This window comes from Streptomyces sp. NPDC104096 (genome assembly GCF_055584385.1).
Map to the genome: position 1 here is coordinate 13,654 of NZ_JBVJMD010000031.1, position 24,510 is coordinate 38,163.

Sequence of the window (24,510 nt, forward strand, 5' to 3'; positions counted from 1 at the left end):
GCCTCTCGGACATCCCGCAGAATGGATGACGTAGGTGCGCCCGAGCGCGTCGGGCGCGGACGTCGACGCGGCCCTTCGGTCCGCTCCGTCCGCCCTGCCGCCTTCAGGCCGGCGCACCCGAGAGACGGCGTAGGAGAGAAGCGATACCTGTGAGCGCAGCGACAACGCGAAGCCGCACCCCCGACCGTCTGTGCGCCGAGGCGGTCGATCTCGCCCGCGCCGCCGCCGAGGAGGCCGCCGCGCCGGGCGTGGTCGGCGAGCATGTGGGGCTGGTCTCCGAGGGTGACCGCGTTGTCACGCACTTCTTCGGGTGCAAGGAGCTCGGGTACCGGGGCTGGCGCTGGGCCGTGACCGTGGCGCGGGCGTCCCGCGCGAAGATCGTCACCCTCGACGAGGTGGTCCTGCTGCCCGGCCCCGACGCGGTGCTCGCGCCGGAGTGGGTGCCGTGGAGCGAACGGCTGCGCCCCGGGGACATGGGCCCCGGCGACCTGCTGCCCACCGAGGCCGACGATCTGCGGCTGGAGCCCGGCTACTCCGGCGAGGACGAGCCCCCGCCGAACGCGCCCGTCTCGCACGAGATGGCCGAGCTGGTGGAGGCGGAGGACGCGGAGGTCACCGCGGGCGCGCCCGCGGCACAGCCCGTCGTCCCCGCCCGCGGCTCCCTCGCCGCGCTGGCCGAGGAGCTCGGGATGCGCCGGGCGCGGGTGCTGTCCCGGTACGGCCTGCACGTCGGCGCGGACCGCTGGGAGGAGGCCTTCGGGTCGAAGACCGCGATGGCCCAGGCGGCCCCCGCGTCCTGTGTGAGCTGCGGCTTCCTGGTGCCCATCGGCGGCTCCCTCGGACAGGCGTTCGGTGTCTGCGCCAATGAGTTCTCCCCGGCCGACGGCCGGGTCGTCTCCCTCGCCTACGGCTGCGGCGGCCACTCCGAGGCCGCGGTCATGCCGAAGCCGCCCCGCCCGGCCGAGCCGGTGATCGACGAGACCCGGGTGGACCCCTTCCCGCTCCGCCCGGCACCCGACTCGGGGTCGGTGCCGGCGGTGACGACGGACGAGGAGACGGCGGAACTGGGGCACTCGTAGCCCCGGCCGCGCCGGACACCCGGACCCGTCCCCCTGGGCGCGCCCGACACCCGGACCCGTCCCGGCTCCGCCCGTGCCCCGGTCCCGGTCCGGTCCCTGCCGGGTCCGTCTCTGCCCGTCCCGGTCCGGACCGGTCCCGTCCGGTCCCTGCCGGTCCCGTCCGGTCACGGCCCTGGCCGGCCCCACCCGGCCCCGACGGGCCTACCCGGTCCCGTCCGGTCCCGGCCCTGCCCGGTGCCGTCGACGTGCCGGCACGCGTGAGGCCCGTCGGGGCCGGGGCGCCGTCGGTGTGCGTGGGTCGGCGCGGTGCTGGTGTCCGGCAGGGGGCCGGTGATCGTGGGGGCGGGGGTGTTCTCCTGTGCTTCGGGGTGTCTGCGGCGGAACCCGGGCGGCCGACGGGCCGGGAGCGCGCTGCGCCCGTCGGTCCCGAGGCGTGCGGGTGCTTGTGGGGCCCGGAGGGGCGTGGGCGCCTGTGGGGCCGGGGATGTCTGGGTACGCGTAGCGCCGCGGGTGTGTCGGGTGTGTCGGGTGTGCGCTCCCGGACGCCCGGTCCGCCCGCGCGGGAAAGGCCGGATCTTCGTCGCCCGCGGCGGCGGGACCGGGCTCGGCCGCGCGGTACCTTCGACCTCACGCCGATGAGGAGAGTGTGAACGTGAGCAAGTTCGTGCGGCCGGCACCCGAGGGCGCGGACCCCTTCGGCACGGCCCGTCTGCGCCGCGGTGTGCTCGACGCCTGGGCCACCAGCCCCGCCCGCTTCCGCGAGGACGCCAACGCCGAGGAGGACCTGGTCCTCGGCGGCTACCGCGACCGGCTCGTCGTCGAGCTCGCCCAGAACGCGGCGGACGCCGCGGCCCGTGCGGGCGTACCCGGCCGGCTGCGCCTCACCCTCCGCGACGGCGTCCTCGCCGCCGCCAACACCGGAGCCCCGCTGGACGCGGTCGGCGTCGAGTCGCTGTCCACCCTGCGCGCCTCCGCCAAGCGCGAGGCCCACGACAGCACGGTGGGCCGGTTCGGTGTCGGCTTCGCCGCCGTCCTCGCCGTCACCGACGAACCCGCGGTCCTCGCCCGTCACGGCGGGGTCCGCTGGTCCCTGGCCGAGGCCCGCGAGCTGGCCGCGGAGACGGCCGGGCGCAGTCCCGGCCTGGGCGACGAGATCCGCCGCCGGGACGGCCATGTCCCGTTGCTGCGCCTGCCGTTCTCCGCCGAGGGCACCGCCCCCGACCCGTACGACACCGTCGTCGTCCTCCCGCTGCGCGACACGGCCGCAGCCGACCTCGCCGAGCGTCTCCTCGGCGCCGTGGACGACGCCCTCCTGCTCGCCCTGCCCGGCCTGGCGGAGGTCGTGGTCGAGATCGGCGACGGCAGTCCGCGCACCCTGCGCCGCCGTACCGACGGCGCGCACACGGTCGTGGAGGACTCCCGCGACGGCACCACCCGCTGGCGTACGTCCGCCGCCCACGGCCCGCTCACCCCGGACCTGCTCGCCGACCGCCCCGTGGAGGAGCGGCTGCGCCCCCACTGGTCGGTCACCTGGGCCGTGCCCGTGGCCGGGGACGGCGCGCCCGGCTACCCCCGGACCAGCCCGTTCGTGCACGCCCCCACCCCCAGCGACGAGCCCCTCGGCGTCCCCGCCCTGCTCATCGCGTCCTTCCCGCTGGACACCACCCGGCGCCACGCCGCCCCCGGCCCGCTCACCGACTTCCTCGTGCAGCGCGCGGCCGACGCCTACACCGAACTCCTCGCCGAGTGGCGCCCGGTGGGCGAGGGCGTCATCGACCTCGTGCCCGGCCCGCTCGGCAAGGGCGGCCTCGACGGCGCCCTGCGCCAGGCGATCCTGGAACGCCTGCCCCGCACGGCCTTCCTGCCGCCCGCGGTCCGGCCCGACGGCACGCCCGACTCCGATCTGCCGGAGGCCCTGCGTCCGCGCGACGCCGAAGTGGTCGAGGGCGCGGGCGGCGACACCGTCCGGGTCCTCGCCGAGGTGCTCCCCACCCTGCTGCCCGCCGGCCTCGAACGCCGGGTCGAGCTGCGCACGCTGGGCGTCGCCCGGGTGCCGCTCGCCGACGCGGTGGACCGGCTGGCCGGGCTGGAGAAGGACCCCGACTGGTGGCGGCGGCTGTACGACAGCCTCGCCGGAGTCGACCCCGACCGGCTCACCGGGCTGCCCGTGCCGCTCGCCGACGGGCGCACCACGGTCGGCCCCCGGCAGGTGCTGCTGCCCTCCCCGGACGGCGCCCGGATCGAACCCGAGGTGCTGGCCCGGCTCGGCCTGAAGGTCGCCCACCCGGACGCCGTCCACCCGCTCCTGGAGAAGCTCGGCGCGCTGCCGGCCCTGGCCCGCGCCGTCCTCACCACCCCCCAGGTGCGGGGCGCCGTCGCCGCCTCCCTCGACGACGTCGGCGGGGCGTGGGACGAGGACGTCCTGGACGCCGAGGAACTCGCCGACATCGTCCTCGCCCTGGTCCGGGACGCCGGTATCGAGCCCGGCGACGAACCCTGGCTCGGCGCCCTCGCCCTGCCCGACGAGGACGGCGAACTCGCCCCGGCCGGCGAGCTGGTGCTGCCCGGCAGCCCCTTCGCCCGGGTGATGCGCGAGGACGAACTCGCCTTCGTCGACGCCGAACTGGCCGACAAGTGGGGCGAACAACCGCTGGCCGCCTGTGGCGTGCTGGCCGGCTTCGCCCTGGTCCGCGCCACGGACGTGGTCCTCGACCCGGACGAACTGGAGCCCCGCGAGGGCGACTTCGCCCAGCCCGACGACGCCGGTCTGCTGGACGCCGTCGACGTGTGGTGCGAGGACGTCCTCGACCGGTTCCCGGACACCCCGGTGCCGCCGGTGGCCACCGAACTCGTCGCCGTACGCGATCTCGACCTGGTCGACGAGGACCGCTGGCCGCAGGCGCTCGCCATGCTGGCCCGGCCGCCGCTGCGCGACGCCATCGTCCAGCCGCTGCGCATCCTGCTGGCCGACGGCACCCACGAGGTCGTACGGCCCTACACGGCCTGGTGGCTGCGCGGGCATCCGGTGATCGACGGCAGGCGTCCGGCCGGTCTGCTCTCGGCCGGCGGCGACCCGCTGCTGCGCGGCCTGTACGACGAGGCCGACGCGACCGGGTTCGACGACGAGCAGGTGCTGCGGGCCCTCGGGGTACGCACCTCGGTGGCCGCTCTGCTCGACGAGCCCGGCGGTGCCGCCGAACTGCTCGACCGGCTCGCCGACCCGGAACGCACCGTCACCGGCGCCCAACTGCACGGGCTGTACTGCGCTTTGTCCGAGCTGGACCCCGAGCAGGTGACCCTGCCCGACGAGGTGCGCGCGGTCGTCGACGGCCGGGTGGAGGTGGTGGACGCGGCCGACGCGGTGGTGGTCGACTCGCCCGATCTGCTGCCCTTCACCGAGGGCGTGCCGCTGCTGCCGGTGCGCCCGGCGCTCGCCGATCGGCTGGCCGAGCTGTTCCAGGTGCGGCGGCTGAGCGAGTCCGTCACCGGCGAGGTCGGTTCCGAGGGCGCCGAGCACGACGTACCGGAGCCGGTGCGGGTGCTGCTCGGGCCGCGGACCCCGCGGTCCTACGTCGAGCACGAGGAACTCCTCGTGGACGGCGTGGAGATCGACTGGCGGCTCACCGACGACGGCGTCCTGCACGCCTCGACCCTGGAGGGCGTCGCCGCGGGCCTGGCCTGGGCGGCCGGCCAGTGGCCGCGCCGCTTCGAGGTCGCGGCGCTGCTGGAGGACCCCTCACGGACGGACGAGCTCGCGCGGGACCGCTGGTTCGACTGAGCGGCCGGAACGCCACGAGGATTTCAACTCGTGCACAACCCTTTACACGCGTCACACATCTGACCATGTGAGTCAGCAGACTCCACGATCGATCGGCCCCTGCCGTCCGTCCTCGCGCACCGCGGGCGACGACGGACGGCGGGGCCTCCTTCCACCGGGGGACCGAATGCGTATCCCAGCCACCGTCGCCGTCGTCTCGGGCGCCCTCGCCCTGTCCGCGTCGGCCGTGCCCGTCGCGTCGGCCGCGGACGAACTGCCGAAGGTCTCCAAGGTCTCGGTCAACTCCGGCGCGACCCTCGTCGTCGGCCCGTCGGCCTCGAAGAAGTTCACGGTGTCGGTGACCGCGAGCCACTCCAGCGGCATCCAGGACATCGACGTCGACCTGTGGCACGGCACCAACCTGGACAGCGGCCTCGACGGGCTGCTGCTGGCGAACGAGGGCAGGGCCACCTGCACCGCTGCCAGTGCCACCACCTCGACCTGCACGCTGACCGTCACCGCCGTCCCGGGCAGCAACCTGACCGCCAACCTCCAGGCGGGCACCTGGCACGTGGCGGTGGGGGTGTTCGCCCGTGACGGGAGGGTCTACTGGAACGACTACCAGACGACCCACCGGGTCCAGCGCGCCTCGACCCTGACGGTCAACGCCACGCCGGAGCCGGTGAAGAAGGGCAGGACCATCACGGTCACCGGCAAGCTGGCCCGCGCCAACTGGGAGACCCTGAAGTACGCGGGGTACAGCGGCCAGCCGGTGAAGCTCCAGTTCAAGAAGAAGGGCGCCACCGCCTACACCACGCTCAAGACGGTCAAGACCAGCTCGACCGGCGCCCTGAGCACCACGGTCAAGGCCTCCGCCGACGGCTACTTCCGCTACGTCTTCGCGGGCACCACGACCACCCCGGCGGTCAGCGCCGCCGCCGACTTCATAGACGTGCGGTAGTCGACGTCGTACGGACTGCGTCTCCGCCCGGTCCCGGGGTCTCCCGGGGCCGGGCGTTTTCTCTGCGCTTCGCCATCGGAGCGTAACGCGAACATAAAAACTCGGGTTCCTCCGCATCACGCGTACAACCAGTCGCCTGTCTCACTGATCTCACCCCACGAGTCAACAGACTCACCGATCACTTGGGTCCCGCGCCGACGACGAACCGTGAGGAACGACCAGCGGCGGGACCCCTTCTCCACCTGGGGAACCCCATGCGTATCCGAGCCACTGTGGCCGCCGTCACCGGCGCCCTGGCCCTCTCCGCCTTCGCCGTCCCGGCCGCGCAGGCCGCCGGCAACCCGCTGTCCGCCGTCACGTTCTCCAACGTCGTGGTCAACGCCGGCAAGAACATCGTGGTCGGCCCCACCACGCAGGTCACGGTCACCGCGACCTACACGGTGACGCACCCCGCGAACGTCGCCGCGAGCTCCTTCGAGAGCGGCCCGGTCCTCTACCGCGGCACCACGCTCAGCGAGCAGAGCGACATCTACGCCGGTGACGCCCCCGGCACCTGCACCGCGTCCTCCTCGACCGTACTCAAGTGCACGGCCAAGATCCAGTTCCGTCCGGCGTCCTCCGACGAGAGCCTGGACCTGTTCAACGCCCAGGCCGGCGCCTGGAAGGTCGGCGCGGTCGCGGTCGCCACCAGCGGCAGCAACATCAAGTGGCAGGGCGACCTGGGCGCCAAGAACGTCCAGCGCCTGTCGAAGCTGACGGTCAACGCCTCGCCGGAGCCGGTCAAGAAGGGCAGGACCATCACGGTCACCGGCGCGCTGACCCGCGCGAACTGGGACAGCGGCAAGTACGCCGGCTACGCCGCGCAGCCGGTGAAGCTCCAGTTCAAGAAGAAGGGCGCCACCGCCTACACCACCGTCAAGACGGTCAAGACCAGCTCCACCGGCGCCCTGAAGACGACGGTCACCGCGTCCGCCGACGGCTACTACCGCTACGTCTTCGCGGGCACCACGACGACCCCGGCCGTCAACGCCGCGGGCGACTTCATCGACGTGCAGTAAGAGCCACCCGCACCACCGCCGACACCGGCAGTACCGCCAGTACTGCCGGTGTCGTCGTTCCGTCAGGCGGGAAAGCGGCGGTCGACCCATTTCCACAGCAGTTCCAGGACGACCGCCGACACCGCCGCGATGCCCACCGCCGTCCACGGCATCGCCGTCCCCACCAGCTTCAGCGCGAAGAAGCTCTGGAGCGACGGCACGACCAGCACCACCAGGAACCCGGCGGCCATCGAGGCGACCAGGACGACCCGCCACCAGGTGTAGGGGCGGGCGACGATCGCCAGCACCCACATCGAGATCAGGAACAGGGTCAGCGTGGCCGCGCTCGTCTCCGCGTCCAGCGAGTCCGCCCCGGTGTAGTGGTGACGGGCGAGCAGGTAGGTGACGAAGGTCGCCGCCCCGGCCACCACCCCGCCCGGGATCGCGTACCGCATGACCAGCCGGACGAAGTGCGGCCGGGCGCGTTCCCTGTTGGGGGCGAGGGCGAGGAAGAACGCCGGGACGCCGATGGTCAGGGTGGACAGCAGGGTCAGGTGCCGGGGCAGGAAGGGGTACTCGACCTGCCAGCACACCACCAGCACGGCCAGCAGGACCGAGTAGACGGTCTTCACCAGGAAGAGCGTGGCCACCCGGGTGATGTTGCCGATCACCCGCCGACCCTCGCCGACCACCGAGGGCAGCGTGGCGAAGCTGTTGTTCATCAGCACGATCTGCGCGACGGCCCGGGTCGCCTCGGACCCCGAGCCCATGGACACACCGATGTCGGCGTCCTTGAGCGCGAGTACGTCGTTCACCCCGTCCCCGGTCATCGCGACCGTGTGGCCGCCGGACTGGAGGGCGCCCACCATGTCCCGCTTCTGCTGCGGGGTGACCCGCCCGAACACGGTGCCCTCGTCGAGGGCCCGCGCCATCTCCCGCCGGTCCGCGGGCAGCCTGCGCGCGTCAACGGCGGTGCCGGCGAGCCCGAGCTTGCCGGCGACCGCCCCGACGGACACCGCGTTGTCACCGGAGATCACCTTGGCGTGGACGTTCTGCTCGGCGAAGTAGCCGAGGGTGTCCGCCGCGTCCGGGCGCAGCCGCTGCTCCAGCACGACGAGGGCGGCGGGCCGGACGTCCGTCGCCACGTCGGGTCCGTCGAGGTCGCGGGTGGCCCGGGCGAGCAGCAGGACCCGCAGCCCCTGCGCGTTGAGCCGCTCGGTCTCGGCGAGGGCGGAGTCGGCCTCGGGCAGCAGCACGTCGGGGGCCCCGAGCAGCCAGGTGCTCGACTCGCCGTTGCCCTCGCTGAAGGAGGCGCCGCTGTACTTGCGGGCGGAGGAGAACGGCAGGGACTCGGTGCAGCGCCACTCCTCGGTGTCCGGGTAGGCGTCGATGACGGCCTGGAGGGAGGCGTTGGGCCGTGGGTCGGACTCGCCGAGCGCGCCGAGCACCCTGCGTACGTAGGTCTCCTCGTGGCCGCCGAGCGGGCGCAGCTCGGTGACGTCCATGCCGCCCTCGGTGAGGGTGCCGGTCTTGTCGAGGCAGACGATGTCGACGCGGGCGAGTCCCTCGATGGCCGGCAGCTCCTGGACGAGGCACTGTTTTCGGCCAAGCCGGATGACGCCGATGGCGAAGGCGACGGAGGTGAGCAGCACCAGCCCCTCCGGGACCATCGGGACGATCCCGCCGACCGCCCTGGCGATGGAGTCCTTGAAGCCGTGCTGCTGGACGAAGAACTGGCTGATGATCAGGCCGATGGCGGTCGGGATCATCATCCAGGTCACGTACTTCAGGATCGTGGAGATGCCGGAGCGCAGCTCGGAGTGGACCAGGGTGAAGCGGGAGGCCTCCTCGGCGAGCTGGGCGGCGTAGGCCTCGCGGCCCACCTTGGTGACCTTGAAGGCCCCGCCGCCGGCCACGACGAAGCTGCCGGACAGCACCGGGTCGCCGGGCCGCTTGACGACCGGGTCGGCCTCACCGGTGAGCAGCGACTCGTCGACCTCCATGCCGTCGGCCTCGGCGCAGACGCCGTCGACGGCGACCTTGTCCCCCGGGCCGATCTCCACGAGGTCGTCGAGCACGAGCTCGGAGGTGGCGATCTGGACGGCCGCGCCGTCCCGCCGGACCGTCGGCCGGGTCTCCCCGATGACGGCGAGCGAGTCCAGGGTCTTCTTCGCCCGCCACTCCTGGACGATGCCGATACCGGTGTTGGCGAGGATCACATAGCCGAACAGGCTGTCCTGGAACGGCGCGACGAACAGCATGATCAGCCAGAGCACGCCGATGATCGCGTTGAACCGGGTGAAGACGTTCGCGCGGGCGATCTCGGCCAGGGACCGACTGCTGCGCACGGGGATGTCGTTGACCTGTCCGCGGGCCACGCGCTCGGCGACCTGGGCGGTGCTGAGTCCGGTCGCCGGGGGCGGGGGCATGGGGACGGGGTGCACGGGATCGAGCTCGGCGCCGGCGTCGATGTGCCTCATGCCTTCGACGGTACGTGCGGATTTGACAGTTCACCCGCCGAGTGGACGGAAGTTCCGACCTGAGGACGAGGAGGGCGCGCGGGGACTGATGCCGTGGTCGTACGGGGCGGGAGACACGGACGACCGGTACGGACGACGCGGGCCCGCGGGTGCGGTGGTGCTACTCGGCGGCCGGGGCCGCCACCGCGGCCGCCCGCTTGATCGCCGCGTCGCGCTTGCGTACGTACCAGATGCCGATCAGGCCCAGCCCGCCGCCGGCCAGACAGGTCCAGATCCACCATGCGTGGCCGCGGTCCGCGTACCAGCCGTAGAAGGGGAGCTGTACGAGGAAGAGGACGAACCAGATGATCGTGCCGCCGGTGATGGTGGCGACCACGGGGCCCTCCAGGGGCTCGGGCGCCTCGTGCGTGGGGGTCCATTTGGTCATGCGCACAGCTTACGAGGCCCGCGGGGCGGTATCGCAGGGAGCGGTGGGTCTCCTGTGACACCGGAGGTCTACGCGCGGAGATAGCTAAATCGACTTCATATGTTCATACTGAAACAGTCCGAGCCTGGCCACTTCTTGTCGTAGGAAACACCAACAGCACCGTGGGGGAGCGCTGAAGGTGACCTGGGAGCGGCGAGGCTCGATCATGTTCCCCACCCCCGTCACCCCCTGAGGTCCCGCATGTCCACCTCGGCCCCCGCCAAGGTTCCCGCGCCCGAGCAGCCGGGCGGTACGCCCGCCTTCGGCGCTCTCGACCGCTACTTCAAGATCTCCGAGCGGGGCAGTTCGCTGTCCCGGGAGGTCCGTGGCGGCTTCGCCACCTTCTTCGCGATGGCCTACATCATCGTGCTGAACCCGATCATTCTGGGCAGCGCGAAGGACATGTACGGGCACCAGCTCGACAACGGCCAGCTGGTCACGGCGACCGTGGTCACGGCCGCCTTCACCACCCTCCTCATGGGTGTCATCGGCAACGTGCCCATCGCGCTCGCCGCGGGCCTGGGCGTGAACTCCGTGGTCGCGCTCCAGCTCGCCCCGCGGATGACCTGGCCGGACGCCATGGGCATGGTGGTCCTGGCCGGCTTCGTCGTGATGCTGCTGGTCGCCACCGGTCTGCGCGAGCGCGTCATGAACGCCGTGCCCTACGGGCTGCGCAAGGCCATCGCCATCGGTATCGGCCTGTTCATCATGCTGATCGGCCTGGTCGACTCCGGCTTCGTCTCCCGGATCCCGGACGCCGCCCACACCACCGTCCCGCTCCAGCTGGGCATCGACGGTCACCTCACCGGCTGGCCGGTGCTGGTCTTCATCCTGGGCACGCTGCTGACCCTGGCGCTCATCGTGCGCAAGGTGCCCGGCGCGATCCTGATCTCGATCGTCGCCATGACCGTGCTGGCGATGATCATCGACGCGGTCGCGACGATCCCGTCCTGGGGTCTGACGACGCCGAAGTGGCCGGGCAACCCCGTCGCCACCCCCGACTTCGGTCTGATCGGCAAGTTCAGCCTGTTCGGCGGTTTCGACAAGGTCGGCGTGCTGACCGGTGTGCTCTTCGTCTTCACGGTCCTGCTGTCGTGCTTCTTCGACGCGATGGGCACGATCATGGGCATCAGCGACGAGGCCAAGCTGACGGACGCGCAGGGTCAGATGCCCGGCATCAACAAGGTCCTCTTCGTCGACGGCATCGCGGTCGCCGCGGGTGGCGCGTCCTCCTCCTCGGCCACCACCTGCTTCGTGGAGTCCACGGCCGGCGTCGGCGAGGGCGCCCGCACCGGCTTCGCGAACGTCGTCACCGGCGCCCTGTTCGCCGTGGCCCTGTTCCTCACCCCGATCGCCACGATGGTCCCGTCCCAGGCGGCCACGCCCGCCCTGATCGCGGTCGGCTTCCTGATCCTGGCCGGCTCGGTCAAGGAGATCGACTGGGCCGACTTCACCATCGCCATCCCGGCCTTCGTCACGATGGTGATGATGCCGTTCACCTACTCGATCACCAACGGCATCGGCATGGGCTTCATCACCTTCGTGGTGATGCGTCTGGCGGCGGGCCGGGCCAAGGAGATCCCGGTCGCGATGTACGTCGTCTCGGCGGTGTTCGCCTTCTACTACCTGATGCCGGCCCTCGGGCTGACCTGATGGCGCGGGGTCGTCACGTGACCCCGTAGAACTTCTCCGTCTCCTCGACGGCGGTCTTGAACCGCTCGTCGAAGTCGTCGCGGATGAGCGTCCGGACTACATAGTCCTGGACGCTCATTCCCCTTTTCGCGGCATGTTCCCGGAGCCTCTCGAGCAGCTCCCCGTCCACACGCAGGCTGAGCACGCTGGTCCCCATGCGTACGAGAGTCGCTGCACGCTTCGGTGTGGCGCGAGATGTTCCGCCTGGGGATCACCCGTATGAGTGATATCCGGATTGAGCCGTCCGGGTCACGGGCATCTCCGCGCGTCCCGTCGGCCCTTCGCGCGTCCGTCGGTCCTCGGTGGTCCTCGGTGCGCCCCTCGGTGGTCTTCGGCGTGTTCCCGTCGGTCCTCGGGGCGCGTCCCATTGGTCTTTAGAAAGAGTAATGAGTTACGCTAAAGACCATGTCGGACCTTACCCATGGCGACGACCTTGCCGCCGTGAACTCCCTGCGATCCGCAGTCATGCGGCTGTCCCGTCGCCTCAAGCACCAGCGAGTCGACGAGTCGCTCAGCCCGACCGAGATGTCGGTGCTGGGCACCCTCTCCCTGTGCGGGAGCGCGACCCCGGGCGAACTCGCCCGCAAGGAGCACGTCCAGCCGCCGTCGATGACCCGCATCGTCGCGCTGCTGGAGGCCAAGGGCCTGGTCCGGCTGGAGCCCCACCCCGAGGACCGGCGTCAGAAGGTCGTCACCCAGACCGAACAGGCCACGGCGATGCTCGAGGAGAGCCGCCGCAAGCGGAACGCCTTCCTGGCCTCCCTGGTCGACGGCCTCGACGAGGACGAGTGGGCGAAACTGCGCGCCGCCGCCCCCGTGCTGGAGAAGCTCGCACACCTGTAAGCCAGCACCACCGCGCCGCGAGGAGGCGAATCCTTTTGAGTTCGGGATCCGGAGCACCTTCCGCCCCCGCACCGACCATCCACGACACTTCCCCCGGCGGGGCCCGCAAGTCCTCGATGTTCAGCTCCCTGAAGGTCAGGAACTACCGCCTGTTCTTCGTCGGCCAGGTCGTCTCCAACACGGGGACCTGGATGCAGCGCATCGCCCAGGACTGGCTGGTCCTCAGCCTCACCGGCTCCTCGACGGCCGTCGGCGTCACGACGGCCCTGCAATTCCTGCCGATGCTGCTCTTCGGCCTGTTCGGCGGGGTCCTCGTCGACCGCCTGCCCAAGCGCGGCACCCTGCTCGTCACCCAGTCCGCGATGGCCGTCACCGGCCTCGTGCTGGCCTTCCTGACCCTGTCCGGACACGTCCAGGTCTGGCACGTCTACCTCGCCGCCTTCGCCGTCGGCCTCGCCACGGTCGTCGACAACCCGGCCCGCCAGTCCTTCGTCACCGAACTGGTCGGCCGCGACCAGCTGCAGAACGCGGTCAGCCTGAACTCCGCGAACTTCCAGTCCGCCCGGCTGGTCGGACCCGCCGTGGCGGGTCTGCTGATCACCGGGGTGGGCACGGGCTGGGCGTTCCTCGCCAACGGCCTGTCCTTCGTCGCGCCCATCGCCGGACTGCTGCTGATGCGCGCCCGCGAACTGCACGTCGTCGAGCGCGCCCCGCGCGGCAAGGGCCAGCTCCGCGAGGGCCTGCACTACGTCGCCGGGCGGCCCGAGCTGATCTGGACGATCGCCCTGGTCGGGTTCATCGGCACCTTCGGCTTCAACTTCCCCGTGTACCTCTCGGCCTTCGCCGACGACGTCTTCCACGCGGGGGCGGGGTCGTACAGCCTCTTCAACACGCTGATGGCGGTCGGCTCACTGGCCGGCGCGCTGCTCGCCGCCCGCCGGGGAACGGCGCGGATGCGGGTGCTGGTCGCGGCGGCGGTGGTCTTCGGCGCGGTCGAGATCGTCGCCGCCCTCAGCCCCTCGCTGTGGGTGTTCGCCCTGCTCATGGCCCCGATCGGGATGTTCGGCATGACGGTCAACGTCACCGCCAACACCAGCGTCCAGATGGCCACCGACCCGGCCATGCGCGGCCGGGTGATGGCCCTGTACATGATGGTGTTCATGGGCGGCTCGCCGGTGGGCGCGCCGATCGCCGGCTGGATCACGGACACCTACGGCGTGCGGGCCGGACTCGCGGCGGGCGGCGCCGTCTCGGCCGTCGCCGCCGTCACCATCGGCCTGGTCATGGCCCGCGTCGGCGGACTGCGGCTGGCGGTGGGCTGGAACCACGGCCATCCGCGGGTGGGCTTCGTCCCGAAGGAGCGTCAGGAGGAACTGGCGGCGGTCTGAGCCGCCGAGGCGTACGTGCCGGGCCCGGGGGAGACCGCTCCCCCGGGCCTCCGCTCTCCCCCGGGCGCCGGCCCCGAGCCTCCCGGGCGGGCGGGAGGCTCGCCGGGCGGTCCGTTCCCTGGAAGGGTGACGTCCATGAGACTCTTCGCCGCCGTGCTGCCCCCGCAGGACGTCACCCGCGAACTGGCCGCCGAGGTCGACGCCCTGCGCGGGCTGCCCGGCGCGCAGGGGCTGCGCTGGACGGGCCGCCCCGGCTGGCACTTCACGCTGGCGTTCTACGGCGAGGTCGACGACGACCTCGTACCCGCGCTGTCGGCCCGCCTGGAGCGCGCCGCGCACCGCACGTCCCCCTTCCCGCTGGCACTGCGCGGCGGCGGACAGTTCGGGCACGGACGGGCGCTGTGGACGGGCGCGGCCGGCGATCTGGAGACGCTGCGGCTGCTGGCCGACCGGAGCGAGGCCGCCGCGCGCAAGGCGGGCGTGCCCATGGGCGAGCACCGCCGGTACCAGGCCCATCTGACGGTGGCCCGCAGTCGTGACTCGATCGACACCCGCCCGTACGTCGAGGCCCTCGCCGGGTTCACCAGCGACACCTGGACGGTGACGGACCTGTGCATGGTCCGCAGCAACCTGCCGAAGTCGGGCGTGCCCGGCGAGCAGCCCCGCTACGAGACGGTCGCCCGCTGGCCGCTGGGCGCCGCCCGGCGGACCGGGGACGACGGGAGCGACGAGAGCACCGCGGGTGACGGGGACCACGTGGCCTGAGCGGTCACGGGGTCCCGGTCGGCGGGCGGACGGGGGAGGAAGCCTGCCGACCGGGCGGCTTCGGGACGGTCCGCCGGACGGGTTCGCGCCGGGGCCGGTTACGCTCGGACGCGTGGACCCGAAAACCCGGAACCGGATCATGGCCGGTGTGCTTGTGCTGCTGTTCGTCGTCGTCGCCCTGGCGGCCGCGCTCGGCAGGTGAGTGCGCGGCCGTGCGAGGCCGCAGCCGTAGGGGTCCGCGACCGGGTGGGGCCAGGACCGGGTGAGCCCGTGCCCCTCCGGGCGCCGTGACCGCGCCGCCGTGCGATCCTGCCGTGGCCGCCGGGCCGACGGCCCGGCCCACCGGGGCGATCCCCGGTGGCCGTCCGTCGGCGTTCGTCGGCCGTCCGACGGCGGGCCGCCTACCAGGCGAAGGCCTCCGGGGACGGGCCCGGCCCCGGGAAGACCTCGTCGAGACCCGCCAGCAGCTCCTCGCCCAGCTCCAGCTCGACGGCGCGCAGTGCCGAGGCGAGCTGGTCGGCGGTGCGCGGGCCGACGATCGGGCCGGTCACGCCCGGCCGGGTGAGCAGCCAGGCCAGCGCGGCCTCGCCGGGCTCCAGGCCGTGCTTGTCGAGCAGGTCCTCGTACGCCTGGATCTGCGCGCGCTTGGCCGGGTCGGCGAGGGTGTCGGCGGTCCGGCCGGAGGCCCGGCGGCCGCCCTCGGCCTCCTTCTTGAGCACGCCGCCCAGCAGACCGCCCTGGAGCGGTGACCAGGGGATGACCCCGAGCCCGTACTCCCGCGCGGCCGGGACGACCTCCATCTCGGCGCGCCGCTCGGCGAGGTTGTAGAGGCACTGCTCGCTGACCAGGCCCATGGTGCCGCGGCGGGCGGCGATCTCGTTGGCCTGGGCGATCTTGTATCCGGGGAAGTTGGAGGAGCCGACGTAGAGGATCTTCCCCTGCTGCACCAGTACGTCCATCGCCTGCCAGATCTCCTCGAAGGGAGTCGAGCGGTCGACGTGGTGGAACTGGTAGACGTCGATGTGGTCGGTCCGCAGCCGCTTCAGGCTGGCGTCGACCGCGCGCCGGATGTTGAGCGCGGAGAGCTTGTCGCTGTTGGGCCAGGGGTCGCCCTCGGCGGCCATGTTGCCGTAGACCTTGGTGGCGAGGACGACCTTGTCGCGCCGATCGCCGCCCTGGGCGAACCAGTTCCCGATGATCTCCTCGGTGCGGCCCTTGTTGTCGCCCCAGCCGTAGACGTTCGCCGTGTCGAAGAAGTTGACGCCGGCGTCGAGCGCCGCGTCCATGATCGTGTGGCTGTCGGCCTCGTCCGTCAGGGGGCCGAAGTTCATGGTGCCGAGGACGAGTCGGCTGACCTTGAGTCCGGTGCGTCCGAGCTGCGTGTACTCCATGGTCTCCAAGCCAACGTCTTGGAGTGCGCTCCAGGCAAGGGCGGCACGAAGGAGGGCGGGCGACAGGGTCAGTCGCGGGGGAATTCGCCGGTCCTGAGGGTGAGGCCGAGAGGGGTCGTGGTCAGGTCGACGTCTCCGCCGTAGGTGACGCGCAGTTCGCTGGTGTAGTCGCCCTTCTTGGGGCTGGTGTACACATGGCAGGTGCCCTGGTAGGGGTCGGCCACGAGATACACCGGGACCTCGGCCAGGGCGTACGCGGTCTTCTTGGGGCCGTAGTCGTTCTGGGCGGTCCCCTTGGAGATGACCTCGGCGACGAACTCGATGTCCTCGTGACGCCAGCGGCCCTCGTCGTCCTTGGTGGCTCCCTCGCGCAGCTTGGCGACATCGGGGCAGAAGCCGTTCTCGGGGCCGGGAAAGTCGATACGGACGTCCGAGAGCACCTGTGCGCGCCTTCCGAAGCGGTCTTCGAGTGCCCACAGGATCTCGCGGATGGTGTTCCAGTGGATGTCCCGCTGCGGCGTCATGAAGACATCGCCCCCCACGATCTCGACCTTGTGACCCTCGGGGACGGGCATCCGCTCGAGCCGCTCGAACCACTGGTCCAGGCGCTCGACGTTGTCGTCAGCCATCTCGATCTCGATCCTGTCGTCCAGGACGGTCATGTGGCGCTCCTCCCCGGCCGCTCTCCGCACGAGGGCCGCCGCGCAGTACAACGATACGCAGGGTGACGAGGTCACGGGAGAAGTGGAATATGCCGGAGGCCACGCCGGGGAGACGCACCGGAGCGGGCGGTGCCTCAGCCCTCGTACTCCCCGCCCAGTCCCCACCCCTGGTGCATCGCCTCCGCGAAGGCCTCGGCGATCTTGTGCTCGCCGCTCGCGTTGGGGTGGGTGCCGTCGTAGGTGTCGTGGTTGATGTCGTACCCGGGCGGCGGCGAGGCCAGCAGCAGGGGCGAGCGGGGCTCGTCGAGGTCGGCGACCGCCTTGGCCAGCAGTTCGTTGAAGGCGGAGACCTCCACCGCGAAGTCGGGGTCCTCCAGCGCGCGGGAGTTGGGTATCACCGGCAGGACGACCATCCGCACCCGCGGGTTCGCCGACCGCGCCTCGGCCACGAAGAGCCGCACGTTGTCCGCCGTCTGCCGGGCGTTCGTGTAGAAGCCCAGGTCGATCAGGCCGAGCGCGACCAGCAGGACGTCCGCCCGGTGCGCGCGGACCGCGTCGCCGACCAGCGGGGCCATGTGCAGCCAGCCCTCGCCCCAGCCGGCCAGGTGCGCGCGCGGGAAGTCCGGTTCGGCGTACTCGTACGACGTGGGCGCGTCCGTCGCCTTGTCGTGGAGCGTCTCGCGCGGGCCGACGACGGCGAACGGGCGGCCGTACGTCGTGCGCAGGTGCTGCCACATCCGGTAACGCCAAGTGTGTTCGCCGGCGCTTCCGATCGTCTGGGAGTCGCCGACGGGCATGAACCTGAGCATCCGCTCATGATGGACGATCGGCGGGCCGTCGGCGGACCGGCCCGGGTGTGAGGCCTGCCACGCGGGCGCGGCGGACCTCGGCTGACGCGGCAACAGGTCCGGGATGGCAGTCTTGGGGGCATGCGTCGACCGTTCGCCCTCCTCGCCGGGGCCCTGCTCACGGGTGTGCTGGCCGCGCCCGCCTCCGCCGCCGACGGCGACGAGGGGTTCACCATCAAGGACCCGCGCATCACCGAGTCCAGCGGCCTGGCCGCCTCCCGTCTGCACCCCGGGATCTACTGGACCCACAACGACAGCGACGACGGGCCGTACATCTACGCCGTGGACAGCGCCACCGGAAAGACGGTCGCCACCCTCACGCTGAGCGGCATCGGTTCGCCGCGCGATGTCGAGGCCGTCTCCATCGGACCCGGCAACCAGATCTACGTCGGCGACATCGGCGACAACCTCGACGGGACCTGGCCGTACGTCTGGATCTACCGGCTGCCCGAGCCCAAGGTCCTCGAGGACCAGACGATCAGGGCCACGCAGTACGTGGTGAAGTACTCCGACGGCGCCCGCAACGCCGAGTCGCTCGTCGTCCACCCGAAGACCGGCCGGGTGTACATCATCGACAAGAAGGAGGACGGCGGGCACCTGTACGAGGGCCCGGCCGAGCTGTCGTCCTCCGGCGCCAACATCTTCGAGCCCGTCGCCACGGTCGACCTCTGGGCCACGGACGCCGCCTTCTCGCCCGACGGCGGGCGACTCGCCGTCCGCGGCTACTTCGGGGGCATCTACTACGACTGGAACGGCGGGAAGATCGAGCGGCTGGGCCGGCTGAACGTGCCGTTGCAGGGACAGGGGGAGTCCGTCACCTACTCCGCCGACGGGACCAAGCTCATGTACGGCAGCGAGGGCGCCGACAGCTCCGTGAAGGCGGAGGATGCGCCCGGCGGGGGGTCGGGCGGCAGCGGGTCCGGCTCCGGCAAGCCGTCCGGCGGCGGCGGTCCGGGCGATTCCGCGACGGGCGGCGGCTCCGGCGGCGGCGGTGTCACCTACGGCGCGCTGGCCGTCGCCGCGGTCTGCGCAGGGCTGTTCGGCCTGCGGCGGCTGCGGCGCCGCGACTGAGGTGACGTCACGCGTCTTGACGGGCCCGTGAGTTCTGACTTCCATGGAAGGCGCGGTGTCGTGGGAGCGCTCCCACCTGTTCCGGACCCGCCGCCCCCCACGAGAGGAAGCAGCGACATGTTCCGCAGTCTGCGCAGAGCGCTGTGTGCCGCCGCCGCGGCGCTCCTGTTATCGCCGGCCGGAGTCCAGGCCGCCCACGCGGCCGACACCCCGGCCGCCGCGGCCGCCGCCGGGGCCGGTTACTGGCACACCAGCGGCCGTCAGATCCTGGACGCGTCCGGACAGCCGGTGCGGATCGCCGGCATCAACTGGTTCGGCTTCGAGACCGCCAACTACGTCGTGCACGGCCTCTGGTCGCGCGACTACAAGAGCATGATCGACCAGATGAAGTCGCTGGGCTACAACACCATCCGCCTCCCCTACAGCGACGACATCTTCAAGAGCGCGACCGTCCCGAACAGCATCGACTTCTCCGGCGGCAAGAACGCCGACCTGGCGGGGCTGAACTCGCTGGGCGTCATGGACAGGATCGTGTCGTACGCGGGCCAGGACGGTCTGAAGGTCATCCTGGACCGGCACCGGCCGGACTCGGGCGGGCAGTCGGCGCTCTGGTACACCTCGGCGGTGCCGGAGTCGACCTGGATCGCCGATCTCAAGGCCCTGGCGGCCCGTTACGCGGGCCAGGACACCGTGATCGGCATCGACCTGCACAACGAGCCGCACGACCCGGCCTGCTGGGGCTGCGGTGACCAGGCCACGGACTGGCGGCTGGCGGCGCAGCGCGCGGGCAACGCCGTGCTGTCCGTCAATCCCGCCCTGCTGTTCTTCGTGGAGGGCGTGCAGTCGTTCAACGGGGTCTCCGGCTGGTGGGGCGGCAACCTGATGGGCGTCGGGCAGTACCCCGTGCAACTCGACGTGCCCAACCGGGTGGTGTACTCCGCCCACGACTACGCGACCAGCGTCGCCCAGCAGAGCTGGTTCAGCGACCCGACGTTCCCCGCCAACATGCCGGGCGTCTGGGACAAGTACTGGGGATACATCTTCAAGCAGAACATCGCACCCGTGTGGGTCGGCGAGTTCGGTACGACGCTCCAGTCGACGGTGGACCAGAAGTGGCTGGCCGCGCTGGTGAGTTATCTGCGGCCGACCGCCACCTACGGCGCCGACGGCTTCCACTGGACGTTCTGGTCGTGGAACCCCGACTCCGGTGACACCGGCGGCATCCTGAAGGACGACTGGGCGACCGTGGACACGGTGAAGGACGGGTATCTCGCGAGCATCAAGGCGCCCGGCTTCCCGGCGGGCGGTGGCGGGGGCGGCGGTGGCGGCGGAGGGGGCGGCGGTACGGCCGCGTGCAGCGCCGTCTACAGCGTCAGCAGCGACTGGGGCAGCGGCTTCAACGCCGACGTCAAGGTCACCAACACCGGGACGACCGCGCTCACCTCCTGGAAGGTGACGTGGTCCTGGAGCGGCTCGCAGCAGGTCACCAACATGTGGAACGCCTCGTACACGCAGAGCGGGTCCACGGTGACCGCCGTCAACGCAGCCCACAACGGCGCTGTCGCGGTGGGCGGTTCGGCGAGCTTCGGGTTCGGCGGAGCGCCGGGCGGCGGGGGAGTGCCGAGCCTGAGCTGCACCGCGACCTGAGACGCGGTGAGGGGCGCCCGGTCGGTACCGGGCGTCCCTCACCGTCGTACGGAAGCCGCAATCGGGTGCGGGAAGCGGTCAGAGCTTCTCGATCACGTAGTCGATGCACTTCGTCAGCGCCTCGACGTCCGCCGGGTCGATCGCCGGGAACATCGCGACGCGCAGCTGGTTGCGGCCGAGCTTGCGGTAGGGCTCGGTGTCGACGATGCCGTTGGCGCGCAGCACCTTGGCGATCGCGGCGGCGTCGATCTCGTCCGCGAAGTCGATCGTGCCGATGACCTGGGAGCGCTTGGCCGGGTCCGAGACGAACGGGGTCGCGTGCTTGGAGTCCTCGGCCCAGGAGTACAGGCGGGTGGAGGAGTCCTTCGTGCGCTCCGTCGACCAGGCCAGGCCGCCCTGGCCGTTGATCCACTCCAGCTGCTGGTTGAGCAGGAAGAGGGTGGACAGCGCCGGGGTGTTGTAGGTCTGGTTCTTGCGGGAGTTGTCGATCGCCGTGGGCAGCGAGAAGAACTCCGGGATGTGCCGGCCGGAGGCGTGGACACGCTCGGCGCGCTCGATCGCGGCCGGGGAGAACACGCCGATCCACAGGCCGCCGTCGGAGGCGAACGACTTCTGCGGGGCGAAGTAGTAGACGTCCGTCTCGGCGATGTCGACCGGGAGGCCGCCGGCGCCGGAGGTGGCGTCCACCAGGACGAGGGAGCCCTCGTCGGCGCCCTGCACGCGCTTGAGGGGCGCGGCGACACCGGTGGAGGTCTCGTTGTGGGTGAAGGCGTAGACGTCGACGCCCTCCTCGGCCCGCGCCTCGGGGTGGGTGCCGGGGTCGGAGGAGATCACGGTCGGTTCGCCCAGCCAGGGCGCCAGCTTGGCGGCCTTGGCGAACTTGGAGCTGAACTCGCCGAAGGTGAGGTGCTGCGACCTGTTCTCGATCAGGCCGTGGGTCGCCACGTCCCAGAACGCGGTGGAGCCGCCGTTGCCGAGGACGACCTCGTAGCCGTCCGGGAGCTGGAACAGCTCGGAGATGCCCGCGCGGACCTGGCCGACCAGGTTCTTGACCGGGGCCTGGCGGTGGGAGGTGCCGAGCAGGGACGTACCGGTGGCGGCCAGGGCGTCCAGCGCCTCCACCCGCACCTTGGAGGGACCCGCGCCGAAACGACCGTCCGCGGGCTTCATGTCAGCAGGAATCTGGATCTCAGCCACGAGCCGGAGCGTATCGCCTCGGTGAAACGGGACGGAACCGTGTCCGTTCGATGAGACGATCGCGCCGCCCCGCGGACCTGTGCGTACCTACAGCACGGCGGCCCCGTTCGGTGTCAGGACGTCACCCGTTCGCCCGCCGGGAGTCATCCGGTCGCCGTCCGGTCGCCACCCGCTCGTTCCCGCCGGTGGTTGTGGGCATCCTGGGCGTATGAGGGATCTCGGTGCACGGAAGGGTCCGGGCGGCGCGGGCGGTTCGGTCGGGCCGGCGGATCCGGCGGGTCTCGCCGAGGAGTTGCGGCGGGTCGTGGGCGGCGAGGTCGGCTTCGACGTCACCTCCCGGGCCCTGGTGACGATGGACGCGTCCAACTACCGGCGGGTCCCGCTCGGCGTGGTGGCCCCGCGGGACGCCGACGACGTGGCGGCGGTGCTGGCCGTGTGCCGGGCGCGCGGGGTGCCGGTGGTGGCGCGGGGCGGGGGCACGTCGATCGCGGGGCAGGCGACGGGGACGGGCGTGGTGCTGGACTTCACCCGGCACATGGACCGGCTCGTCTCGCTGGACCCGCACGCGCGGACGGCCGTCGTGCAGCCGGGGCTCGTCCTCGACCGGCTCCAGGCGGCCGCCGCGCCGCACGGGCTGCGCTTCGGCCCGGACCCGTCCACCCACAGCCGCTGCACGCTCGGCGGGATGATCGGCAACAACTCCTGCGGCGCGCACTCGGTGGCCTGGGGGACCACCGCGGACAGCGTGCGCGAGCTGGACGTGGTCACCGCCCGCGGCGTGCGCTCGCGCCTGGGACCGGGTTGGTCCGGCGCGCCGGACGGTCTGCGGGAGCTGGCCGAGGGCGAACTGGCGCGGCTGCGCACCGGCTTCCCCGATCTGCCCCGCCGCATCTCCGGGTACGCCCTGGACGCGCTGCTGCCCGAGCGCGGCGCCGACGTCGCCCGTTCGTTCTGCGGCTCCGAGGGCACCCTCGGTGTGCTGACGGAGGCGGTCGTACGGCTGGTCGAGGCACCCCGCGCCGTCGCCCTCGCCGTGCTGGGGTACGCCGACGAGGGCGCCGCCGCCGAGGCGGCCGCCGGGCTGCTCCCGCTGGGTCCGCTGACGGTGGAGGGGATGGCGGCCGACCTGGTGCGCGGGACGGCCGGTCTGCCCCGGGGCGGGGCCTGGCTGTTCGTGGAGACGGGCGGGGACACGGCGGCCCAGGCGCACGTGCGGGCCCGGGAGGTCGCGCGGGCGGCCGACGCCGTCGACGCGCTGGTGGTCACGGACCCGGCAGGGCAGCGCGCGCTGTGGCGGGTCCGGGAGGACGCGAGCGGTACGGCCACCCGGATGCCGGACGGCTCCGAGGCCTGGCCCGGCTGGGAGGACTGCGCGGTGCCGCCCGCCCGGCTCGGCGCGTATCTGCGGGACTTCCGGGGGCTGCTGTCCTCCCACGGACTGCGGGGCACCCCGTACGGGCACTTCGGGGACGGCTGCATCCATGTCCGGATCGACTTCGACCTGCTCACCGAGGCGGGCGTCGGCCGCTTCCGCCGCTTCTCCGAGGAGCTCGCCGACCTGGTGGTGGCCCACGGCGGCTCGCTCTCCGGCGAGCACGGCGACGGGCAGGCCCGCGCGGAGCTGCTGCCGAGGATGTACGGAGCACCGATGGTGACGCTCTTCGAGCGCGCCAAGGCGGTCTGGGACCCGGACGACCTGCTCAACCCCGGGATGCTGGTGCGCCCGGCCCCGCTGGACGCGAACCTCCGCTTCTCCGTGCTGCCGCGCGACCCCGTGAACGTGGCCTTCGGCTATCCGGCGGACGGCGGCGACTTCTCGGCCGCGGTGCGCCGCTGCGTCGGGGTGGCGAAGTGCCGTACGACCGAGGCGTCCGGGCCCACCGTGATGTGCCCGTCCTTCCGGGCGACCGGCGAGGAGGCGCACTCGACCCGCGGGCGCGCCCGGCTGCTGCACGAGATGCTGGCCGGCGGGCTGGTGACGGACGGCTGGCGCTCCCCGGAGGTCCGGGACGCGCTGGACCTCTGCCTGTCCTGCAAGGGCTGTCGCTCGGACTGCCCGGTCGGCGTCGACATGGCCACGTACAAGGCGGAGTTCCTGCACCACCACTACGCCGGGCGCCGCCGCCCCATGGCCCACTACACGCTCGGACGGCTGCCGGAGTGGCTGCGCCGGGCCGCCCGGACACGCGCGGTACCGGTGCTCAACGCGCTCGCCCGGGTACGGCCGTTGGCGTGGGCGGCGAAACGGCTCGGCGGGATCACCCCGGAACGGGAGATCCCCCGGCTGGCGGCCGAGCCGTTCAGCCGGTGGTGGCGGGGTCGAGGGGCCACCGGCGGCGCGGGGGCCGGTGACGCGGGGGCGGACGGTGCGGGGGCCGGTGACCTGGTGGTGCTGTGGCCGGACACCTTCACCGAGTACCTCTCGCCCGCCGTGGGACGGGCGGCCGTCCGGGTGCTGGAGGCGGCGGGCCTGCGGGTGGTGCTGCCGCCGACGCTGCGGCTGCCGCGGGGCCGGATCGCGGACGGCGGGACGAGGTCGGCGGCCACCCTGCTGACGGCACGTCACGACCGGGTCTGCTGCGGTCTGACGTACCTGTCCACGGGCCAGCTGGACCGTGCCCGGACCGTGCTGCGCCGCACCCTCGACCTGATGGCGCCGGTGCTGGAGACGGCCGCCCCGGTCGTCGTCCTGGAGCCGAGCTGTGCCGCCGCGCTCCGCGGCGACCTGCCGGAACTGCTGCACGACGACCCGCGCGCGGCCCTCCTCGCCGCCCGCGTCCGCACCTTCGCGGAGGTCCTCGAACGGCACGCTCCCGACTGGGCTCCGCCGCGCGTCGGACGCCCGGCCGTCGGCCAGACCCACTGCCATCAGCACGCGGTGCTCGGCGACGGACCGGACCGCCGGCTGCGCACGGCGGCGGGACTGACGGGCGAGCTCAGCGGCGGCTGCTGCGGGCTGGCCGGCGACTTCGGCTTCGAGAAGGGGCACGAGGAGGTGTCCAGGGCGTGCGCCGAGGAACAGCTCCTGCCGTCGGTGCGGGCCGCGGCGCCCGGGACGGTGGTCCTGGCCGACGGGTTCTCCTGCCGGACGCAGCTGGAGCAGCTGGCCGGGGTGCGGGGGAGGCATCTGGCGGAGGTACTGGCGGAGGGCCTGCCGGACGGCCCGGACGGGCGATCGGCCGGACGGTCGACCCGACCGGACGGGGAGCGGTGAGCGGGCGGCACG

18 protein-coding genes are annotated in these 24,510 nt (G+C 72.4%); 11 read left to right on the plus strand and 7 right to left on the minus strand.

The genetic code is table 11. The features are described from left to right. The first annotated feature begins 149 nt into the window (after window positions 1-149). The 4 genes from ACZ60B_RS27165 to ACZ60B_RS27180 all read left to right on the plus strand — a co-directional run bounded on the left by ACZ60B_RS27165 (window position 150) and on the right by ACZ60B_RS27180 (window position 6,855). The gene (locus ACZ60B_RS27165; protein WP_469391312.1) at window positions 150-1,079 is read left to right on the plus strand and encodes a DUF3027 domain-containing protein; all 930 of its coding nucleotides are present in this window, start codon (window positions 150-152) and stop codon (window positions 1,077-1,079) included. 652 nt (window positions 1,080-1,731) lie between these two features. Next, the gene (locus ACZ60B_RS27170) at window positions 1,732-4,857 is read left to right on the plus strand and encodes a sacsin N-terminal ATP-binding-like domain-containing protein (RefSeq protein ID WP_469391314.1); all 3,126 of its coding nucleotides are present in this window, start codon (window positions 1,732-1,734) and stop codon (window positions 4,855-4,857) included. Between the two features lie 166 nt (window positions 4,858-5,023). Further along, window positions 5,024-5,797, plus strand: a complete 774-nt coding sequence (locus ACZ60B_RS27175) for a DUF5707 domain-containing protein (RefSeq protein WP_469391316.1) — start codon at window positions 5,024-5,026, stop codon at window positions 5,795-5,797. Window positions 5,798-6,051: 254 nt separating this feature from the next. Continuing rightward, window positions 6,052-6,855: a hypothetical protein gene (locus ACZ60B_RS27180; protein ID WP_469391318.1), complete on the plus strand. Its 804-nt coding sequence runs from the start codon at window positions 6,052-6,054 to the stop codon at window positions 6,853-6,855. A 62-nt stretch (window positions 6,856-6,917) separates the two neighbouring features. Here ACZ60B_RS27180 and ACZ60B_RS27185 read toward each other — a convergent pair whose 3' ends face one another. Then, window positions 6,918-9,314, minus strand: coding sequence for a cation-translocating P-type ATPase (locus ACZ60B_RS27185; protein ID WP_469391320.1), 2,397 nt, complete (start codon window positions 9,312-9,314; stop codon window positions 6,918-6,920). A gap of 160 nt (window positions 9,315-9,474) precedes the next feature. Beyond that, window positions 9,475-9,741, minus strand: a complete 267-nt coding sequence (locus ACZ60B_RS27190) for a DUF2530 domain-containing protein (protein ID WP_469391321.1) — start codon at window positions 9,739-9,741, stop codon at window positions 9,475-9,477. A gap of 240 nt (window positions 9,742-9,981) precedes the next feature. On the opposite strand from ACZ60B_RS27190, the gene ACZ60B_RS27195 reads away from it, so the two are divergent. Next, a complete protein-coding gene (locus tag ACZ60B_RS27195; protein WP_469391323.1) occupies window positions 9,982-11,433 on the plus strand; it encodes an NCS2 family permease in 1,452 nt (483 codons plus the stop codon). Between the two features lie 13 nt (window positions 11,434-11,446). Here the strand turns inward: ACZ60B_RS27195 and ACZ60B_RS27200 are convergent, their stop codons facing one another. Then, complete coding sequence (locus tag ACZ60B_RS27200) at window positions 11,447-11,629, minus strand: ribbon-helix-helix protein, CopG family (protein ID WP_469391325.1); 183 nt, start codon at window positions 11,627-11,629, stop codon at window positions 11,447-11,449. 248 nt (window positions 11,630-11,877) lie between these two features. On the opposite strand from ACZ60B_RS27200, the gene ACZ60B_RS27205 reads away from it, so the two are divergent. The 3 genes from ACZ60B_RS27205 to thpR all read left to right on the plus strand — a co-directional run bounded on the left by ACZ60B_RS27205 (window position 11,878) and on the right by thpR (window position 14,468). Beyond that, the gene (locus ACZ60B_RS27205; RefSeq protein WP_469391327.1) at window positions 11,878-12,315 is read left to right on the plus strand and encodes a MarR family winged helix-turn-helix transcriptional regulator; all 438 of its coding nucleotides are present in this window, start codon (window positions 11,878-11,880) and stop codon (window positions 12,313-12,315) included. Between the two features lie 35 nt (window positions 12,316-12,350). Next, entirely contained in the window at window positions 12,351-13,703 is a 1,353-nt protein-coding gene (locus ACZ60B_RS27210) for an MFS transporter (protein WP_469391329.1), read from the plus strand. Between the two features lie 135 nt (window positions 13,704-13,838). Further along, complete coding sequence (thpR, locus tag ACZ60B_RS27215) at window positions 13,839-14,468, plus strand: RNA 2',3'-cyclic phosphodiesterase (protein WP_469391332.1); 630 nt, start codon at window positions 13,839-13,841, stop codon at window positions 14,466-14,468. Window positions 14,469-14,869: 401 nt separating this feature from the next. Here the strand turns inward: thpR and ACZ60B_RS27220 are convergent, their stop codons facing one another. The 3 genes from ACZ60B_RS27220 to ACZ60B_RS27230 form a co-directional block, all read right to left on the minus strand. After that, window positions 14,870-15,859 (minus strand): aldo/keto reductase, encoded by a 990-nt coding sequence (locus tag ACZ60B_RS27220; RefSeq protein ID WP_469391334.1) that lies wholly within the window; start codon window positions 15,857-15,859, stop codon window positions 14,870-14,872. Between the two features lie 68 nt (window positions 15,860-15,927). Beyond that, a complete protein-coding gene (locus ACZ60B_RS27225) occupies window positions 15,928-16,521 on the minus strand; it encodes a Uma2 family endonuclease (RefSeq protein WP_469391336.1) in 594 nt (197 codons plus the stop codon). Between the two features lie 134 nt (window positions 16,522-16,655). Further along, complete coding sequence (locus tag ACZ60B_RS27230) at window positions 16,656-17,330, minus strand: SGNH/GDSL hydrolase family protein (RefSeq protein ID WP_469391338.1); 675 nt, start codon at window positions 17,328-17,330, stop codon at window positions 16,656-16,658. A 120-nt stretch (window positions 17,331-17,450) separates the two neighbouring features. Here ACZ60B_RS27230 and ACZ60B_RS27235 point away from each other — a divergent pair, with 120 nt between their 5' ends. Both ACZ60B_RS27235 and ACZ60B_RS27240 read left to right on the plus strand, forming a co-directional pair. Continuing rightward, window positions 17,451-18,440, plus strand: coding sequence for a WD40 repeat domain-containing protein (locus ACZ60B_RS27235; RefSeq protein WP_469391340.1), 990 nt, complete (start codon window positions 17,451-17,453; stop codon window positions 18,438-18,440). A gap of 117 nt (window positions 18,441-18,557) precedes the next feature. Beyond that, window positions 18,558-20,087: a cellulase family glycosylhydrolase gene (locus tag ACZ60B_RS27240; RefSeq protein ID WP_469391342.1), complete on the plus strand. Its 1,530-nt coding sequence runs from the start codon at window positions 18,558-18,560 to the stop codon at window positions 20,085-20,087. 78 nt (window positions 20,088-20,165) lie between these two features. Here the strand turns inward: ACZ60B_RS27240 and serC are convergent, their stop codons facing one another. Continuing rightward, a complete protein-coding gene (gene serC / locus ACZ60B_RS27245) occupies window positions 20,166-21,284 on the minus strand; it encodes a phosphoserine transaminase (protein WP_469391344.1) in 1,119 nt (372 codons plus the stop codon). 208 nt (window positions 21,285-21,492) lie between these two features. On the opposite strand from serC, the gene ACZ60B_RS27250 reads away from it, so the two are divergent. Further along, window positions 21,493-24,498, plus strand: coding sequence for an FAD-binding and (Fe-S)-binding domain-containing protein (locus ACZ60B_RS27250; protein ID WP_469391347.1), 3,006 nt, complete (start codon window positions 21,493-21,495; stop codon window positions 24,496-24,498). The last annotated feature ends 12 nt before the right edge of the window (window positions 24,499-24,510 follow it).